Origin of the sequence: Ancylobacter sp. 3268 (assembly GCF_031456575.1) — a bacterium.
Classification (GTDB): domain Bacteria; phylum Pseudomonadota; class Alphaproteobacteria; order Rhizobiales; family Xanthobacteraceae; genus Ancylobacter.
In genome coordinates, this window is sequence record NZ_JAVDUX010000010.1 from 126,358 (window position 1) to 144,099 (window position 17,742).

18 protein-coding genes are annotated in these 17,742 nt (G+C 68.3%); 6 read left to right on the top strand and 12 right to left on the bottom strand.

Annotation, left to right across the window (positions count from 1 at the left end; translation table 11 throughout):
* Positions 1 to 11: 11 nt before the first annotated feature.
* The 3 genes from argS to J2X65_RS15385 all read right to left on the bottom strand — a co-directional run bounded on the left by argS (position 12) and on the right by J2X65_RS15385 (position 3,703).
* Entirely contained in the window at positions 12 to 1,781 is a 1,770-nt protein-coding gene (gene argS, locus J2X65_RS15375; protein WP_310202529.1) for an arginine--tRNA ligase, read from the bottom strand.
* A 133-nt stretch (positions 1,782 to 1,914) separates the two neighbouring features.
* Positions 1,915 to 2,346, bottom strand: a complete 432-nt coding sequence (locus tag J2X65_RS15380) for a DUF5990 family protein (protein WP_310202531.1) — start codon at positions 2,344 to 2,346, stop codon at positions 1,915 to 1,917.
* 178 nt (positions 2,347 to 2,524) lie between these two features.
* The gene (locus tag J2X65_RS15385) at positions 2,525 to 3,703 is read right to left on the bottom strand and encodes a deoxyguanosinetriphosphate triphosphohydrolase (protein ID WP_310202533.1); all 1,179 of its coding nucleotides are present in this window, start codon (positions 3,701 to 3,703) and stop codon (positions 2,525 to 2,527) included.
* A 108-nt stretch (positions 3,704 to 3,811) separates the two neighbouring features.
* Here J2X65_RS15385 and erpA point away from each other — a divergent pair, with 108 nt between their 5' ends.
* Together erpA and J2X65_RS15395 are read left to right on the top strand one after the other, a co-directional pair.
* Positions 3,812 to 4,180 carry an iron-sulfur cluster insertion protein ErpA gene (gene erpA / locus J2X65_RS15390; protein ID WP_310202535.1) on the top strand — a complete coding sequence of 123 codons (369 nt, stop codon included), beginning with the start codon at positions 3,812 to 3,814 and terminating at the stop codon, positions 4,178 to 4,180.
* Entirely contained in the window at positions 4,180 to 4,950 is a 771-nt protein-coding gene (locus tag J2X65_RS15395) for a 5'-methylthioadenosine/adenosylhomocysteine nucleosidase (protein ID WP_310202537.1), read from the top strand. Before erpA ends, J2X65_RS15395 begins: the two co-directional genes overlap by 1 nt.
* Before the next feature lie 29 nt (positions 4,951 to 4,979).
* Here the strand turns inward: J2X65_RS15395 and J2X65_RS15400 are convergent, their stop codons facing one another.
* The gene (locus J2X65_RS15400; protein WP_310202539.1) at positions 4,980 to 5,168 is read right to left on the bottom strand and encodes a hypothetical protein; all 189 of its coding nucleotides are present in this window, start codon (positions 5,166 to 5,168) and stop codon (positions 4,980 to 4,982) included.
* A 98-nt stretch (positions 5,169 to 5,266) separates the two neighbouring features.
* Entirely contained in the window at positions 5,267 to 5,434 is a 168-nt protein-coding gene (locus J2X65_RS15405) for a hypothetical protein (protein WP_310202542.1), read from the bottom strand.
* 193 nt (positions 5,435 to 5,627) lie between these two features.
* On the opposite strand from J2X65_RS15405, the gene J2X65_RS15410 reads away from it, so the two are divergent.
* Complete coding sequence (locus J2X65_RS15410; protein WP_310202544.1) at positions 5,628 to 5,774, top strand: hypothetical protein; 147 nt, start codon at positions 5,628 to 5,630, stop codon at positions 5,772 to 5,774.
* Positions 5,775 to 5,854: 80 nt separating this feature from the next.
* Entirely contained in the window at positions 5,855 to 6,649 is a 795-nt protein-coding gene (gene xth, locus J2X65_RS15415) for an exodeoxyribonuclease III (RefSeq protein WP_310202546.1), read from the top strand.
* A gap of 31 nt (positions 6,650 to 6,680) precedes the next feature.
* Here xth and J2X65_RS15420 read toward each other — a convergent pair whose 3' ends face one another.
* The gene (locus J2X65_RS15420) at positions 6,681 to 7,589 is read right to left on the bottom strand and encodes an AraC family transcriptional regulator (RefSeq protein ID WP_310202548.1); all 909 of its coding nucleotides are present in this window, start codon (positions 7,587 to 7,589) and stop codon (positions 6,681 to 6,683) included.
* Here J2X65_RS15420 and J2X65_RS15425 point away from each other — a divergent pair.
* A complete protein-coding gene (locus J2X65_RS15425) occupies positions 7,588 to 7,995 on the top strand; it encodes a DUF2000 family protein (protein WP_310202550.1) in 408 nt (135 codons plus the stop codon). The two genes, J2X65_RS15420 and J2X65_RS15425, sit on opposite strands and share 2 nt — an antisense overlap.
* A 162-nt stretch (positions 7,996 to 8,157) precedes the next feature.
* Here J2X65_RS15425 and J2X65_RS15430 read toward each other — a convergent pair whose 3' ends face one another.
* Positions 8,158 to 8,991: a tetratricopeptide repeat protein gene (locus J2X65_RS15430; protein ID WP_310202552.1), complete on the bottom strand. Its 834-nt coding sequence runs from the start codon at positions 8,989 to 8,991 to the stop codon at positions 8,158 to 8,160.
* Positions 8,978 to 10,705 carry a dihydroxy-acid dehydratase gene (ilvD, locus tag J2X65_RS15435; protein WP_310202555.1) on the bottom strand — a complete coding sequence of 576 codons (1,728 nt, stop codon included), beginning with the start codon at positions 10,703 to 10,705 and terminating at the stop codon, positions 8,978 to 8,980. The genes J2X65_RS15430 and ilvD overlap by 14 nt, the downstream gene beginning before the upstream one ends.
* A 368-nt stretch (positions 10,706 to 11,073) precedes the next feature.
* Between ilvD and J2X65_RS15440 the strand changes: the two genes are divergently transcribed.
* Entirely contained in the window at positions 11,074 to 11,268 is a 195-nt protein-coding gene (locus tag J2X65_RS15440; RefSeq protein WP_310202557.1) for a hypothetical protein, read from the top strand.
* 8 nt (positions 11,269 to 11,276) lie between these two features.
* Here J2X65_RS15440 and J2X65_RS15445 read toward each other — a convergent pair whose 3' ends face one another.
* The 4 genes from J2X65_RS15445 to J2X65_RS15460 form a co-directional block, all read right to left on the bottom strand.
* On the bottom strand, positions 11,277 to 11,990 hold the full coding sequence (locus J2X65_RS15445) for an MgtC/SapB family protein (RefSeq protein WP_310202558.1): 714 nt from the start codon (positions 11,988 to 11,990) through the stop codon (positions 11,277 to 11,279).
* Positions 11,991 to 12,635: 645 nt separating this feature from the next.
* On the bottom strand, positions 12,636 to 15,467 hold the full coding sequence (locus J2X65_RS15450; RefSeq protein ID WP_310202560.1) for a valine--tRNA ligase: 2,832 nt from the start codon (positions 15,465 to 15,467) through the stop codon (positions 12,636 to 12,638).
* Between the two features lie 185 nt (positions 15,468 to 15,652).
* A complete protein-coding gene (locus tag J2X65_RS15455) occupies positions 15,653 to 16,579 on the bottom strand; it encodes a DUF2497 domain-containing protein (protein ID WP_310202562.1) in 927 nt (308 codons plus the stop codon).
* 148 nt (positions 16,580 to 16,727) lie between these two features.
* On the bottom strand, positions 16,728 to 17,648 hold the full coding sequence (locus J2X65_RS15460) for an FkbM family methyltransferase (RefSeq protein ID WP_310202564.1): 921 nt from the start codon (positions 17,646 to 17,648) through the stop codon (positions 16,728 to 16,730).
* Positions 17,649 to 17,742 lie beyond the last annotated feature (94 nt).

Here is a 17,742-nt window from a genome sequence, read left to right on the forward strand (position 1 = left end):
ACGCAACGCGCTCACCGCATTTCTTCGGGAGCATCGACTCCGAGGATTGCGAGACCCGAAGCGATGATCAGCGCGACCGCGTGAACGAGTGCCAGCCGCGCATAAGTTGACTTTCGATCATCTTCGATAATGAAGCGTAAATGTGGCGCGTCTTTGCCCCGATTCCACTGTGCGTGCAGGGCGCTGGCGAGGTCGTAGAGATAGAACGCCACCCGGTGCGGCTCGCGTGCCGAGGCCGCCTGCTCGACCAGCCGCGGCCACGCGGCGATCAGCTTGGCAAGCGCCACCTCGCCTTCGTCGGTCAGCCGCGACAGCTCCTCGTCGGCGAACGCCGCCGGGTCGGACGGCAGTTGCTCGCCGAACGCCTCGCGGGCGTTGCGCAGGATCGAGCGCGCCCGCGCATGGGCGTACTGCACATAGAACACCGGGTTCTCGCGGCTCTGCTCCATCACCTTGGCGAGGTCGAAATCGAGCACCGCGTCGTTCTTGCGATGGATCATCATGAAGCGCACCGCGTCGCGGCCGACTTCATCCACCACTTCACGCAATGTCACGAAGGTACCAGCACGCTTCGACATTTTCACCGGCTCGCCATTGCGCAGCAGGCGCACCAGCTGGCATATCTCGACGTCGAGACGGCCCTCCCCTCCCGTCGCCGCCTTCACCGCCGCCTGCATCCGCTTGATGTAGCCGCCATGGTCGGCGCCCCACACGTCGATCATCTGCTTGAAGCCGCGGTCGAACTTGTCCTTGTGGTAGGCGATGTCGGCGGCGAAATAGGTATAGGTGCCGTCCGACTTGACCAGCGGCCGGTCGACATCGTCGCCATATTCGGTGGCGCGGAACAGCGTCTGCTCGCGATCCTCCCAGTCCTCCACCGGCGCGCCCTTGGGCGGCGGCAGGCGGCCGTCATAGACCAGGTCGCGGGCGCGCAGGTCTTCCAGCAGCCGGTCGATGGTGCTGGAATTGCCGGCTTCCCGCGCATGCAGCGTCCGCTCGGAGAAGAACACGCCATGGCGGATGTTCAGCGCCGCGAGGTCGGCGCGGATCATCGCCATCATCTCGTCGATGGCGACCTTGCGCACCAGCGGCAGCCAGTCCTCCTCGCTCTTGTCGATGAGCGTGCGGCCGTATTTCACCACCAGGTCGCGCCCGACCGGCACCAGATAGTCGCCGGGATAAAGCCCCTCTGGGATGGTGATCTGTTCGCCCAGCGCCTCGCGATAGCGCAGGTAAGCCGAGCGGGCGAGCACGTCCACCTGCACGCCGGCGTCGTTGATGTAATATTCCCGCGTCACCGCCCAGCCGGCGAAGGCGAGCAGATTGGCGAGCGCGTCGCCGAACACCGCGCCGCGGCAATGGCCGACATGCATGGGCCCGGTCGGGTTGGCCGAGACATATTCGACATTCATCGCCTGCGCCCCGCCCATGCCGGAGCGGCCGAAATCATCGCCCTGGATCAGCACCGCCTCGATCACCCGCGGCCAGAAGGCCGGGGCGAGCGCGATGTTGATGAAGCCCGGCCCGGCGACGTCGACCCGTGCGACGTCCTGCACCGTCCGCAGCTTTTCGGCCAGCTTGTCGGCGAGCTCGCGCGGCTTGAGGCCCGCCTCCTTGGCCAGCACCATCGCCGCATTGGTGGCGAGGTCGCCGTGGCTGGCGTCGCGCGGCGGCTCGACCACCACGCGTCGCGCGTCGATGCCGCCCGGCAGCACACCGTCGGCGGCCAGCGCATCGAGCGCGGCGCGGACATGTTCGGCGAAGAGGGCATAGACGTTCATGGCGAGGCTCCGCAGCATAGGCCCGATAGGGCGCGCGCCGCGCTAGCGCGTTTCGGGGGGCAAGTCAAAGCGCGGGGGAACCGGCGGCGGCCCGGTTTGGGTGTCGACCTGCGGCCCGCGCGGCGCCATGGCCTCAGCACCCGACGATGCGCCGCCCCGTTGGCGGTACCGTGGCGCAGGCGGGAGTGCCGTCCTTGCCGGTACCGATGACGGTTGTTTCGATGATCTCTCCGCTGTCGGCCGCCCGATCCAGCAGCTCGTTTCCGATATCGTGGATGTCGATCTTCATGCGGCGGGACCAGGGCGAAGAGGTGTCGCCGGCCAGTTGGCCGATGCGAACATAGACAAATCTCCGCACCGGGCCTTCGCGACGCACCTGATCGCCGAAGAATTTGGGCCCCGGACCCACGCGGACCTGAAAATCGAACCGCAGCGCCTCGCCCTCACGGGAGCACTTCGGATCGAGCGGCGACCCATCCTTTGCCTGAAGACTATGCAGCACGCCGACGACCGGCTGCTCGATGACGATCCGCAGATTGATCGCGCTCTGATCTGTCCGTGCCATGCGATTTACGGCTCGATTCTATGGGTGGCCCCCGAACGGGACGATGGCACACCACCCGGAAGCCGACGTCCAAACCGAGACGCTCCTCTTCGCAGGGGCGCAGCGAACATTAACCTTCATGGCCGGATCGAGCCCGGCCGCGACGATGTGGGGATGCAAGCGACGAGGCGAAACGTCATCACACATTCCCGGCGTCGAACAGCCTCGCATGCTCGGCGAGCGCATAGCGGTCGGTCTGGCCGGCGAGGAAATCGGCGATGCGCCGCGCCCGTCCCTCCTCGGTGCGCCCGTCCATCCCGGCGCGCCACTCCACCGGCAGCGTGAAGCTGTCGGCCATGTAGCCGCCGAACAGGTCGCGCACCACCCGCCCGGCCGCCTCCATCTCCGACATCACCCGCGGGTGCCGGTACATGCGCGGAAACAGGAAATCCTTGATCGCCCGCTCGCCCGCCGCCCGTCCCGGCGAAAAGCCGACCAGCGCGCGGCCCAGCCGGCGCACATCGTCGGCGCTTTCCGGCCGGTGCGCGACGGCCCGCCGCCGCGTCTCGCCCACCACGTCCTCGATCAGCAGCGTGATCATCCGCCGGCCCACCTCGTGCACCAGCCGCGCGCCCGACAGCCCCGGCCAGTCGGCGGCGATGCCGGCGATCACCTCCCCGACCAGCGGCAGCACCTGCAATTCCTCCACCGTGAACATCCCCGCGCGCAGCCCGTCGTCGAGGTCGTGCACGTCATAGGCGATGTCGTCGGCGATGGCGGCGACCTGCGCTTCCGCCGAAGGCCAGCTTCCCAGCCACAGGTCCTGCTTCTCGACATGCTCGGCGATGGCGTGCGGCAGCGGCTTGCAGTCCGGCCCGGTCAGCGGCCCGTTATGCTTGACGATGCCCTCCAGCGTCTCCCAGGAGAGGTTCAGCCCGTCGAAGCCGGGATAACGGTTCTCCAGCCGCGTCACCACCCGCAGCGACTGGGCATTGTGGTCGAAGCCGCCATAGCTCGCCATGCAGGCGTGGAGCGCCCGCTCGCCGGCATGGGCGAAGGGCGGATGGCCGAGATCATGCGCCAGCGCCAGCGCCTCGGCGAGGTCCTCGTCGAGCCCCAGCGCACGGGCGATCGAGCGCGCCACCTGCACCACCTCCAGCGTGTGGGTCAGCCGGGTGCGGTAATGGTCGCCCTCGTGATAGGTGAACACCTGCGTCTTGTAGGCCAGCCGGCGGAAGGCGCTGGAATGGATGATGCGGTCGGCGTCGCGGCGGAAGGCGCTGCGCGCGCCGCCCGACGGCTCGGCCACCAGGCGGCCGCGGCTTTCCTCGGCGCGGGCGGCCCAGTCGGCCCGTGGCTCGGCGGCGGCGAGCGCCATGCGCGGGTCTCCTCTGCGCGATCACCCCTTTGACTCGGCGGCGTCCGCACTTAACTATTCAGGCAGTCATGTTCAACTCCGCCGATCCAACATACGAAGGCCGCCCCGATGGCTGACGCCTCCCTCGTTCCCTCTGCCGAAGACGTTGCGGCGACCGATGTGGCGGTCACCGCCAGCGCCGTCCGCCGCATCGCCGAGATCCTCGCCACCGAGCCGCCCGAGAGCATGCTCCGGGTCAGCGTCGAGGGCGGCGGCTGCTCCGGCTTCCAGTACAAGTTCGATATCACCCGCGAGAAGGCGGCGGACGATATCGTCATCGCCCGCGACGGCGCCACCGTCGTCGTCGATCCGGTGTCGCTGGAATACATGTCCGGCTCGCATATCGATTTCGTCGACGATCTGATCGGCGCCTCGTTCAAGATCAGCAACCCGCACGCCACCGCCTCCTGCGGCTGCGGCACCAGCTTCGCACTCTGATGCCGCACGGCGGCTCGAGGCGCATCGGCGTGCTCTGCGCGCTGGAGCAGGAAGTCGCCTATCTGCTCGACAATCTCGAGCATGCGGAGACCTTCGACGCCGCCGGCATGGCCTTTCATGCCGGCCGGCTCGATGGCGAGGCGGTGGTGCTGGCCAAGGCCGGCATGGGCAAGGTCAATGCCGCCATCGCCGCCACGCTGTTGATCGAGCGCTTCGGCGCCAGCGCGGTGATGTTCTCCGGCGTCGCCGGCGGGCTCGATCCGGCGCTGTCGGTCGGCGACGTCGTCATTGCCGATCATGTGGTGCAGCACGACCACGGCTATGAGGGGCCGGGCGGCTTCGTCGTGTACCAGCACGGCCACCAACCCTTCTTCAATCCGTTCGACGGCCTCGGCCTCGCTCTCGACGCCGCCCTCGCCGGCCGCATCGCCGCGGCGCTGGCGGATTACGAGCCCTCCCCCCTCTCCGTCACCGCCGAGGCCAGCACCCGCCCGCCGCGCATCCATTTCGGCCGGGTGCTCACCGGCGACCAGTTCATCAATAACGAGCAGGTGCGCGAGGCGCTGTTCCGCGATTTCGACGCCCGCGCGGTGGAGATGGAAGGCGCCGCCATGGCGCAGGTCTGCGCCGCCTTCGGCGTGCCCTGGGTGGTGATCCGCGCCTTGTCCGATCTGGCCGGCCACGAATCCCACTTCGACATCCACCGCTTCCTCGACGAAGTCGCGCGCTCCGGCGCCCTGATCGTGCGGCGGCTGCTGCCGGTGGTGTGAGGCTGCGGCTCTCGGCGCGCGTCAGTCCGTCAATCCTGCGACGCCGAGCCGCGGTCGCCCCAAAACATGCTGGCGCCGGCGATGACCGCGGCATGGATCACCACCTGATAAGGCTGCATGTTGGTCGATGGCGAAACCGTCTCGAACAGCCACCACAACGCAAACCCGCCGGTCAGCGTTGCGGCGAGCCTGATGGCGAACTTCCGTGGCCACGGCATCGGTTCCCTTCCCGCAGGTGAGAGGCAATCCTAGCACCGGCGTGCTCATCTGAGGCGGCGGATGCCGGTGGCATGACGGAGGGCACGGCAGGACAGGTTCAGCGGCGTGCGGCATGGACGCGTTCGGCCACCGCGCCGCCGAACGCCGGCAGCAGGCCGAACAGGAGCAGTTGCGGGGTGCCCTCGATGGCCAGCGCAGCGGAGAGCGCGAGTGCCGCGACCAGTCCGGCGATCACGCCGACGATATAGGGTCCGTATCCGGCCATGCGTCGCTCCATCTTCGGATGCCGTGCGCCGTGACCCTAGCAGCCGACCCTCCGCTCCCGCAAACCGGCAGCCATCGGCGCGGGCGCCCGCCCTTACGTCCCGCTTATGCCGCCTCCCGCTCTTCCCAATCGAAAGCTGACGCGGCGCCGCCCACATTGAGGGCACGGCCGATCCCGGTCGATGGAGACTTTCATGTTCATGGCCACCCTGCGTTCCGTACTGGCGCATCTGTTCCGCAGCCTCGACCGGCAGCTGACGGATGGCTGCTATCAGCACGGCCGCTACTGCATCAGCGACGCCAAGATTCCCCATCCCGCTCGGCGCCAACCACACCGGTGATCCCGGGCATTTGCGCGGCGCCGGCCGAGGCGGCATGCTGCCCGCCGATTCAGCCCCCTCCCGAAGCGGATATCTCGCGGATGCGCATCGCCACCTGGAACGTCAATTCCGTCCGGCTGCGGCTCGACAATACCCTGGCCTGGCTCGCCGAGCGCAAGCCGGACGTCGTCTGCCTGCAGGAGATCAAGTGCCAGGACGACCAGTTCCCCCGCGACGCCTTCGAGACCGCCGGCTATAATGTCGCCGTGCACGGGCAGAAGGGCTTCAACGGCGTCGCCGTGCTCTCCCGCCTGCCCTTCGACGAGGTGACCAACGGCCTGCCTGGCGACGACGAGGATGTGCAGTCGCGCTTCATCGAGGTGGTGGTGTCGCGTCCCGGCGGCGGCGTGGTGCGGGTCTGCGGCATCTACCTGCCGAACGGAAACCCGCCCGACGATCCCGTGAAATATCCCTACAAGCTCGCCTGGATGGCGCGGCTGAAGGCGCATATCGCCGCGCGGCTCGAATTGGAGGAGCCGCTGATCGTCGCCGGCGACTACAACGTCATTCCCGAGCCGGAGGACGCCGCCCATCCGGAAATGTGGGTGCGCGACGCGCTGTTCCTGCCGCGAACCCGTGCCGCCTTCCGCTCCCTCGAGGCCCTCGGCCTCACCGACGCGGTACGGGCGACCAGCGACGAAGCCGGCCTGTACACCTTCTGGGACTATCAGGCCGGCGCCTGGCAGAAGAACAACGGCATCCGCATCGACCACCTGCTGCTTTCCCCGCAGGCTGCCGACCTCCTCACCGGGGCCGGCATCGACAAGCATGTGCGCAGCTGGGAGAAGCCCTCCGACCATGTGCCGGTCTGGGCGGATCTCGACATCGCGGCATGAGCGCCGGCCGTCCGGCCGGGTGACCTGCCCTTCAGGGATCCCGCCGGACGCATCCCTCGCCGGCCCTTCCCGTCAGCACGAGCCATCTTCCCGGCGTCATGCCGAACGCGCTCTTGAAATGGCGGGTGAAGTGGCTCTGGTCGGCGAAGCCTGACGCGGTGGCGGATTCCGAGAGGCTCAGCCCCTCAGCCATCAGCGAGCGCGCCTTTTCGAGCCGGCGCATGACGAGGTAACGGTGCGGGCTGGTGCCGAGCATCGCCCGGAAATGGCGGGCGAGCGCATATCGGTCCAGGCCAGCGACCCGCTCCAGCTCGTCAGAGGAGACCGGCCGGTCGCTGTTGTCGTACAGGAATTGCCGGCACCGGGTGACCGCGCCATGGGCGACAAATCCCCTCCTCGCCCCCTCGGTATCGGCGTGCCGCCAGAGCCGATCCGCGAAACGGGCGAGGAGATCATCCCAGGCGAGATCGGAGGGTTCGCCCTGCAGATCGCCGAGCGCCTGCAGCAGGCTTTGCCGAAGCTCGTCGTCCCTCAGAATCGGGCTTGGCACGAAGGGCAGGCGGCGACGGCCGCCCGCCGCCTCGATCACGCGCTCCGGCGGCAGATAGAGCATCCGGTACCGAAGGCCGCGTTCCGTCCCCGCCGCCCCGTCATGCAGTTCGTCGGGGTGAAGGACGATCACCTGGCCCGGCAGGCTGAAACGCGTCTCGCCCCGGTAGTGGAAGGTCTGCACGCCGGAGAGCGTGACGCCGAGCGCGTAGGTATCGTGGCGATGCGGCGAATAGCCATTGCCCCGGAAGCGGGCCTCGATCCGCTCGATCCCCCGCGTGGCGCGCGCTTGGACGATGCCGTCGAATCCGCACGAACCTTCAAGACCCGGCCCGCTGTTCGACGCTAGGGATGACCCGCCGATCAAACAGCCAGTGGATGCCTTTCGCATGTTCGATACCAAGGTCACGATTGTGTTGCGGGACGATCTCGCGGCCTGGCAGGAACTGAACGTCACGGCGTTCCTGAGTTGCGGCATTGCCGCTCAGTTTCCCGAGATCATCGGCGAACCGTATCGTGACGCCGCCGGCCACGTCTACAACCCGCTCTCGATCCAGCCGATGGTGATCATGTCGGCGGATCGAGACACCCTCCGCGCCATCCACAGGCGGTCGCTCGAACGCCAGGTCACCACCTCGCTCTTTATCGAGGAGATGTTCGCCACCGGTCACGACGAAGCGAACCGGGCGGCCTTTTCCACGTTCGACCCGTCGACGGCCAAGGTGGTGGGAATAGCCCTCCGCGCGGAACGCAGGATCGTCGACAAGATCGCCAAGGGCGCGAAGCTTCACGGCTGATCGGCCGGGCACGCATTCAGCCGCTCGTGCCGTCGGTGGGCTGCGACCCTGCCGCGGCCATGTTCTCCGGGCGGCAAGCGAAGCCTCGCCCCGGAACGTGGCCGGCGCGGCGCACGTCCAGCCCCGGCGAAATCAAACAAAAATCCCAGGCCGAAAAGACGCTTACTTCTCGACCTTCATATATTGCTCGAGATAGACCAGCGCCATCGCCCGCTCGTCCGGCGTGGCGCCGGCAAAGGCGTCGTCATAGAGATCGACCACCCATTTGTCGTTCGGGCCGGCCGCCGCGTCGCGGGCGAGCGTCAGCCACATCAGGCCGCGCGCCGCCTGGCGGGGAACGCCCTCCTCGCCCTTCATCAGCAGCCCGCCGAGCGCCGCCTGCGCCTGGTACTGGCCCTTATGCGCGGCAAGGCCCAGCCAGCGGGCGGCGAAGCGCGGGTCGCGATTGACGCCGACGCCGTCGATATAGAGCCGCGCCAAATGGTACTGCGCCTCCGGGTCGCCGAAATACGACGCCGCATAGGCGAACATGTCGCGCGCCCGGTTGGGGTCGCGCCGCACCTTGCTGTTGGGAATGCCGGCCAGATAATAGCTGCCCAGCGCCACGAAGGCGTCGGCGACGAAGCGGGCCTGCGGCGTCGACGGGTTGTCGTCCGCATGCATGTTGGCGATCTGGGTGAAGTACTCGAACGCCTTGATGTCGTTGCGCTCGACGCCCTCGCCCTCGGCATACATGCGCCCGAGCTTCCACTGGGCGCCGGCATGGCCCTGGTCGGCGGCGTAGCGCAGGGATTCGATGCCCTTGTCGGTCTCGCCGGAACGCAGCGCCTGGGTGCCGAAGCGCACCGCCTCGTCGAGCGGACGCGGCGCCGTGATGGCGCCGTTGCCCGCATCGGTGCTGCCGTCGAAGGCGAACGCCCGCGACATCGCCGCCGAGAGCGGCATCAGCGCCGTCGCCACGACGGCTATAAGGGCCAGACGGTCAAATATCCGCATAGCACGATGTCTCGGCCGCGCCGCCGGGATGGGTCACCGCGCCCAGACGGGCGGGTCCCACGGCCTGCGCGAACTTCCAGATGGCCCCCGAGCCAACCGTTGAGGGACGCGGCTGCCACTGCGCACGGCGCGCGGCAAGCTCCTCGTCCGAAAGATCGACATCGAGCCGCCCCTCGACGGCGTCGATGGTGATGATGTCGCCGTCGCGGATGAGCCCGATGACGCCGCCGACCGCCGCCTCCGGCCCGACATGGCCGACGCAGAAGCCGCGGGTGGCGCCGGAGAACCGGCCATCGGTGATCAGCGCCAGCTTGTCGCCCATGCCCTGGCCGTACAGCGCCGCGGTGGTCGACAGCATCTCGCGCATGCCCGGACCGCCCTTCGGCCCCTCGTAGCGGATCACCAGAACCTCGCCTTCCTGGTAGGCGCGGTTGGTGACGGCCTCGAAACAGGCTTCCTCGCCGTCGAAGCAGCGCGCCGGGCCGGTGAATTTCAGGTTCTTCATGCCCGCCACCTTCACGATGGCGCCGTCCTCGGCGAGGTTGCCCTGCAGGCCGACCACGCCGCCGGTGGGGGTGATCGGGTTATCGGCGGAGCGCACCACGTCCTGATGCGGGTTCCACTTAACCGAGGCAAGGTTCTCGGCGATGGTGCGGCCGGTCACGGTCAGGCAGTCGCCGTGCAGATAGCCATGGTCGAGCAGCGTCTTCATCAGCAGCGGGATGCCGCCGGCCTCGAACATGTCCTTGGCGACATAGCGGCCGCCCGGCTTCAGGTCGGCGATATAGGGGGTGCGCTTGAAGATCTCGGCGACGTCGAACAGGTCGAACGCGATGCCGGCCTCATGGGCGATGGCCGGCAGGTGCAGCCCGGCATTGGTCGAGCCGCCGGACGCGGCGACCACGGTGGCGGCGTTCTCCAGCGCCTTGCGGGTGACGATGTCGCGCGGGCGGATGTTGCGGGCGATGAGGTCCATCACCTGCTCGCCGGCGGCCATGCAGAACTTGTCGCGGATCTCGTAGGGCGCCGGCGCGCCGGCCGAATAGGGCAGCGCGAGGCCGATCGCCTCGGACACCGTCGCCATGGTGTTGGCGGTGAACTGCGCGCCGCAGGCCCCGGCGGAGGGACAGGCCACCTGCTCGAGTTCGTCGAGGTCGTCGAGCGACATGCCGCCGACCGAATATTTGCCGACCGCCTCGAACAGGTCCTGCACCGTCACCGGCTGGCCGCGGAACGAGCCGGGCAGGATCGAGCCGCCATAGATGAAGATCGACGGCACGTTGAGCCGCACCATGGCCATCATCATGCCCGGCAGCGACTTGTCGCAGCCGGCGAGGCCGACCAGCGCATCATAGGCATGGCCGCGAATGGTCAGCTCGACCGAGTCGGCGATCACCTCGCGCGAGGCCAGCGAGGCCTTCATGCCGTCATGGCCCATGGCGATGCCGTCGGTGACGGTGATGGTGCAGAATTCGCGCGGGGTGCCGCTGGCGGCGGCGACGCCCTTCTTCACCGCCTGCGCCTGCCGCATCAGCGAGATGTTGCACGGTGCCGCCTCATTCCAGCACGACGCCACGCCCACCAGCGGCTGGTGGATCTGCTCGCGGGTGAGGCCCATCGCATAGAGATAGGAGCGGTGCGGGGCACGCGCCGGCCCTTCCGTCACGTGACGGCTGGGCAGGTTGCGTTTATCGATGAGCGTCTTGGCGTCCATTCTTCAGTCTTTCCCGGCGGATGCGGAATTCAGCAGCACCGCATCCTTACGCACGACTATCCACTCTCTTCGGGTCGGATTTCGTGCCGGTTTGTGGCGGCTTCACGGCGTCGTCGGTCCCGGCTCCACTCAGGGTGGCGAATGCGTGACACTGTTGCACATGCGCCACGACCGGCGGTAGCGCCGAACGCTCCCCGCGGCTCGCCGCTTGCGCTTAGGCTTAAGTTTTTCCTGCTGCGCGGCTCCGCCGATGCGCGCCGTCCGCTACCGTTCGGGGCGGCGTCATCAGCATGTCATGCTCTGTGCCGAAGGGGTGCCCCAGCAGAGGCTGCAACGGCGCGGCGCGGACCGCGGCCAAGGAGGATCGGATGTCGAGCGGCAATATCGTGGAACGGTTGCGGGCCATGGCGGCGAATCTCGACCAATTTCCGCGCGACAAGGTCGAGGACGAGCTGTCCGAGGCCGCCGATGTGATCGAGCGGCTGCGCGCCGAGCTCGACAAATACCTGCCGCCGGTCGAGACGCCGGTTCCCCCGGCGCCCTCGCCGGCCGATGGCGGCTGAGGCCGGTCCTATTCGCCGGCGCTGCGGAACCAGTGCGCCGAGCTCACGCCGGCAAGGCCGCGCAGCCGCGCCGCCAGCGCGTCGAGCTCGGTTCGGCGGGCGGTGGTGGAAACCAGCCGCGCGGTGATCTCCACCATGTCATTCGGCCGCTCCACCGCTTCGATGTCGGCGGCCGGATAGGCGGCCTCCTCCAGCTGCTCGGCGAGCCGCGCCTGCAATGCCGTCGCCTCGGCGGCGGCGCCGAGCAGGATCACCTCGTAGCTGGCCTCGGTCTCCTCGCCCTGCGGCAGCCGTTCGAGTCGCCGCACCAGCGGGCGCAGCAGCGTGTTGCCGGCGAGCACGAACACCGTCAGCGCCACCGACTGGGCGATGAGGTCGGCCCCGGCGCAGGCGCCGACCGCCGCCGAGCACCACAGCGTCGCCGCGGTGTTGAGGCCGCTCACATTGGCACCGTCCTTCATGATGACGCCGGCGCCGAGAAAACCGATGCCCGAGACCACATAGGCGATGACGCGCACCGCACCGCCGGCGCCGTCGAGATGCATCGCCATGTCGACGAACTGGCAGGCGCCGATGGCCACCAGCACATTGGTGCGCAGCCCGGCGATGCGCTGGCGGTATTGCCGCTCGGCGCCGATCAGCGTGCCGAGGACGAAGGCGACCACGAGGCTGATCAGCGTGCTGGCGAAGTCGCCGAGCTGGAACGAGGCGATGAACGGCATGTCGGTCCTTCCCGCTCGGCGGACGGAAAGCCCGCCTTTGCCGGTTCCGCCCGGCGGATCCTATGCCCGGCGCGCTCAGGCCTCTAGACCGGCGGACACGACAATCCGATGACGGTGCGGTGGGATCTGCGGCTCGTTGGTTCGTGCCCTCTCGCCGATCCCGGCCTCCTCATCGGGCCCGCGAACCACCCGCCATCATCCTGGACGGCCGCAGGCCAATCCGGGATCGCCGGAGGGCCGAAGTGGACAATCGCGGAGCCATGCCGACGCGGTGTTTCGCGGTACAGGTCCGTGGGCAGCGACGGCGTGCTTCGAGGCCGCCCGGCGGGCGGCACTTCAGCATGAGGAAGCGTGCTCCCGGGCGTCGCATTACCGACGCACCCACGCCACTCACCCCAAATGCCTGACCGGCAACTGCCGAAAGAGCGGCGAAGCCCCCTCCCTGTCGGGAGAGGGCTGGGGTGAGGGGTCTTCGCGCCATCCCAACGGTGCCCCCTCACCCACCCGCTGCACGGGCCACCTCTCCCCAATTGGGAGAGGGAAGAAAGGCCACCGAGGGCGAGCGTGGCGGGCCTCGAAGCACGCAGCATCTACCCTGCCCGCCCCGCGCGAACGAAGCCGCCGGCCGACCCCTGCCCCGTAGCCCTACCCCGCCTTGCCGAGCCGGCCGAGCGCATCGACGATCTTGGCGGCGCGGGCCTGGGCGGCATCGCGGCGCTCGCGCTGCTCGTCGATCACCTCTTCCTTGGCGCGGGCGATGAAGTCGGGATTGCCGAGCTTCTTCTCGATCTTGTCGAGCTCGTCATGCGTCTTGCCGAGTTCCTTGGTCAGCCGCACCACCTCGGCATCCATGTCGATGATGCCGGCGAGCGGCAGCGCCGCCGTCTCGCCCTGCACCACCACCTGCACCGCGCCGGCAGGGGCGGCGTCGGCGAAGCTCACGCCCGAGAGCCGCGCGAGACGGGTAAGCGCATCCATCCACACTTCGGTGCGGGTCTGGGTCAGGCTGGAGGCATCCACCAGCACCAGCGGGATCTGCGCCCCGGCCGGCACGTTCATCTCGGCGCGCACCGAGCGGATTTCGGTGACGAGGTCGATCAGCCAGCCGATTTCTTCCGCCGCCGCCGGCGCCTTCAGGCCGGACAGCTTCGGCCATTGGGTGAGCGCCAGCATCGCCGGCCGCCGCAGCCCCTCGCCGGCGGTGAGCCGCCACAGCTCCTCGGTGAGGAACGGCATGAAGGGGTGCAGCAGCTTCAGGATCTCGTCGAGCACGAAGGCGGTGGTCGCCCGCGTCTCGGCCTGCCAGGGATTGTCGGCGCTCATGAATACCGGCTTGGCAAGTTCGAGATACCAGTCGCAGAAGATGTTCCACACGAAGCGATAGGCCGCGCCCGCCGCCTCGTTGAAGCGATACGCCTCGATGCAGGCGGTGATGTCCTCCTGCGCCTGCTGAAGTTCGCTCAGGATCCAGCGGTTCACCGCCAGCTCCACCTTCTTCGGCTCGTAGGTGGGCACCCGCGTGCAGCCGTTCATCTCGGCGAAGCGGGCGGCGTTCCACAGCTTGGTCGCGAAGTTGCGGTAGCCCTCGACCCGCGAGGTGGCGAGCTTGATGTCGCGGCCCTGCGCCGCCATCGCCGCCAGGGTGAAGCGCAGCGCGTCGGCGCCGTATTCCTCGATCAGCGACAGCGGGTCGATGACGTTGCCCTTGGACTTCGACATCTTGGCCCCCTTCTCGTCGCGGACGAGGGCGTGGATGTAGACGTCCTTGAACGGGATCTGGCCGTCCATGAAATGCAGGCCCATCATCATCATCCGGGCGACCCAGAAGAAGATGATGTCGAAGCCGGTGATCAGCACCGAGGTCGGGTAGAAGCGCTCCAGCTCGCGGGTCTGGTCCGGCCAGCCGAGGGTGGAGAACGGCCACAGCGCCGAGGAGAACCAGGTGTCGAGCACGTCCTCGTCGCGGGTGATGAGCCCGCCGGCCTTCTCGGGATGCTTGGCGTAGTCCCGCGCCTGCTCGTCGGTGATGATGCCGGCCTGCACGCAATGGGCGAGCGCGCTCGCCAGAGCCGCCTCCTCGGTCTCCTCGACGAACACCGAGCCGTCCGGCCCGTACCAGGCCGGGATCTGGTGCCCCCACCACAGCTGGCGCGAGATGCACCAGGGCTGGATGTTCTCCAGCCACTCGAAATAGGTTTTCTCCCAATTCTTCGGCACGAAAGTGGTGCGGCCGTCGCGCACCGCCTTCAGCGCCGGCTGCGCCAGCGTGTGGGCGTCGACATACCACTGGTCGGTCAGCCACGGCTCGATGACGACGTTGGAGCGGTCGCCATGCGGCACCGTGTGCGCGTGCGGCTCGATCTTGTCGAGCAAACCACGCTCCTCCATCAGCGCCACGATCGCCTTGCGCGCCGCCTCACGGCTGTGGCCGCTAAGCGCTAGCACCGCGTGGAGATCCGGCCCATCGACCGCACCTTCCAGGAACTCGGCATTGCCGGACAGCGTGAGCCGCGCCTCGGCGTCGAGCACGTTGATCATCGGCACGCCGGCGCGCTTGCCGACCTCGAAGTCGTTGAAGTCGTGCGCCGGGGTGATCTTCACCGCGCCGGTGCCCTTGGTCGGGTCGGAATAGGCATCGGCGACGATGGGCACCAGCCGGCCGACCAGCGGCAGCCGCACGAACTTGCCGACCAGCCCCCTGTAGCGCTCGTCGTCGGGATGCACCGCCACCGCGGTGTCGCCGAGCATGGTCTCCGGCCGGGTGGTGGCGACGACGATGTAGTCGCGCGTCTCGTATTCGGTCGGCTTGCCAGCCTCGTCGAAGGCGACGGGATGCTGGTAGGTGACGCCGCCGTCGAGCGGGTAGCGGAAGTGCCAGAGATGGCCCTTCACCTCGACCTGCACCACTTCGAGGTCGGAGATGGCCGACTGGAACTTCGGATCCCAGTTGACCAGCCGCTTGTCCTTGTAGATCAGCCCCTGCTTGTAGAGCCGCACGAACACCTTGAGGACCGCGCGCGACAGCCCCTCATCCATGGTGAAGCGCTCGCGCGACCAGTCGCACGAGGCCCCCAGCCGCTTCAGCTGGTTGATGATGGTGCCGCCGGATTCGTCCTTCCACGCCCAGATGCGCTCGACGAAGGCCGCGCGCCCCATCTCGCGGCGGGTCGGCTGCTGGCGCTCAGCGAGCTGGCGCTCGACCACCATCTGGGTGGCGATGCCGGCATGGTCGGTACCGACCTGCCACAGCACGTCCTTGCCGCGCATGCGCTCGAAGCGGGCGAGCACATCCTGCAGCGTGTTGTTCAGCGCGTGCCCCATATGGAGCGAGCCGGTCACGTTGGGCGGCGGGATGACGATGCAATAGGGCTCGGCGTGTACCCGTTCGGGCCGGCCGGCCTTGAAGGCATCGGCCTCGACCCATGCCTCATAGATGCGGCCTTCGACGGCGGCGGGATCGAACCTGTTGTCGAGCATGTCGGCTCCGGGGCACCACGTGAATCGATGCGACAGAAAGCGGAGCCGGGAGCGGGAGTCAACATCGGGTCGGTTATTCGGCGAGCGGACGGAAGCTCCCGGAAACCCGTCCGGCAGCCGGTCGGCCGCATAGATGCGTCATCGACGATGACGCGGCGGACGGGGCTGGTGCCCGCCCGCGCCTCTCACTGGCCGTGGCGTGCCACGCGCTCGATCTCGGCGCGCACCAGCCGCTCCACCAGTTCCGGCAGGTTCTCGTCGAGCCAGCTCTTCAGCATCGGCCGGAGCGCATCGGTGACCACGTCCTCCATCGAACGGGTGTTGGAGGCGACGGTGCGGCTCAGCGTGCTGAAGGAGGTGGCGACCGATTCGCCTGTGGCGCCGGACAGCAGCCGGTTCGGCCGGCTCTCGGCCTCGGCGCGGGCCAGCAGCGAGCGCGGCTCGGCGCTGCGCGAAGCCTCGACGAAGGCCGCGGCGTCCTCGGTGGTGCGGCGCTCGGCGAGCGTGGGGGCGACACGCGACGAAACCACGGCGGGCTTGGCTTGCACCTGCATATCGACAGTCTCCGGGAAGGCTTTGGGGGCGAGGGATTCGACGGACCGCGTCACGGCGGCCATGACCTGTGCGTGCAAACTGCCGGCCAGGCCGTCCAGTTCCGCGTGCACGGTGCGTTCGACATGGGTGAGGTCGGCCCGCGGCGCGGCGGCGGATAGAGCGGGCGCGGCGGCGGCCGGCGCGGCCTGGGGGGATGCCGCCTCGGCCTTGGACTCGTCGCGCGGCACCGGCCGCAGCGAGGTCGGCAGCGGACGCGGGCGCGCCGCCGCGGAATCGGCCACCGGCGCCGCGGGAGCCGCGTCGGCCTCGGCGGGGGCGACCTCGGCAGGCGTGACCTCGGCAGGCGGCTCAAGAGAATCTTCCGCGGCGGCGGGCACCGGCGCGTCGTCGAGTTCCGGCGCGGTCTCGTCCTCCGCCGGAACCGCGTCGACCGGCTCGACGAGGCTGGCGGCCCGCGCCGCCTCGTTCTCGCCGGCCACATCGTCCGAAATGATCCGCCTGATCGAGGCGAGGATCTCTTCCATCGACGGCTCGTTCGCCCTCGCACTCACCGACATGCGCTGCATCCGATCCCTGAAACGCTTACTCATACGACACGTGGACCACTGGCCCGCCGAATCATACCTTAACACTTTGTAAACATGCCACTAGCGCCGATGTCGCGCCATTTTCGGCCCCGGCGCCTGTGGACGACGGTATTTCGCTTCAGGCCATCAGGCCGATGGCCCTGTAGCTCGCGAAATGCTGCACATGCCCGAAGAAGGCGTTCACCCCGGACGGGCTCTCGCAGATCGCCAGCCGGTCGCCGTCCCTCTGCAGGGCGACATAGCCGTGGCGGCGCATGATGTCGCCCACCAGGGGAATCGAGTGGCCGCATTCCGCCATGACGAGCGGCCGATGGCGCCGCAACAGCGTTTGCGCGCCGGCGAGCACATGCCCCTCATAGCCCTCGGTGTCGATCTTCACCGCGACGATGTTGCGGAGGTCGACCTTCGACACCCGGGACGACACCCATGAATCGAGGGTCGTGACGCGGGCGCGGAAGGCGTGCATGCGCAGCGATCTGATGTCGATCCCGTTGGCTCTCGCGAAGAACAACGTGTTCTCGACATAGGATTCGATGTCCGGCGAGCCGTATGCGGTGGTCAGGGCGCTGTTGATCCGGTCGCCATTGAGCACCGGCAGGTGGAACTCCAGCACGCCTTCCTCGTCGGATATGCCGACATTGTGGAATTCATGGCGCTTCCGGCGCCGCCAGCGGTCGAGCCATGCCCGCCGGGAGGGCCGGTTCAGGCGGTCGCCCAGGGCGGCGAGAACGGGAGCGTAGGTCGGTATCGGCTCGAAGGAGACCACGGCGGCCGCGGCGCCGGCGCGCCAGATCGACGTGGCCGAGTACCCGAAATTCGCCCCCACATCGAGGATGGTCGAGCGCGGGTCCCTGAAATGGCCGAAAACCCGGTAGTCGGCATCATGGAGGTCGGGCCGCGCCAGCAACTCGTCGATCACCGCCGGGTCGACATCGGCGGGCGGCATGTCCGGCGCGACGACGTCCGGCGACCTGTCCCCCTGAACGAAATACCGCCGGAGGATGGTCGCCAATTCTTCGCGGCCGAGAAGAGGTTGCATGGAAGGTACGCCGATGCCCTACGGGACGACGCTACCTATAATTGCATACCTACAGAGGAACTAAAATCAGTAGATGCACCCACATGTCCCCGCC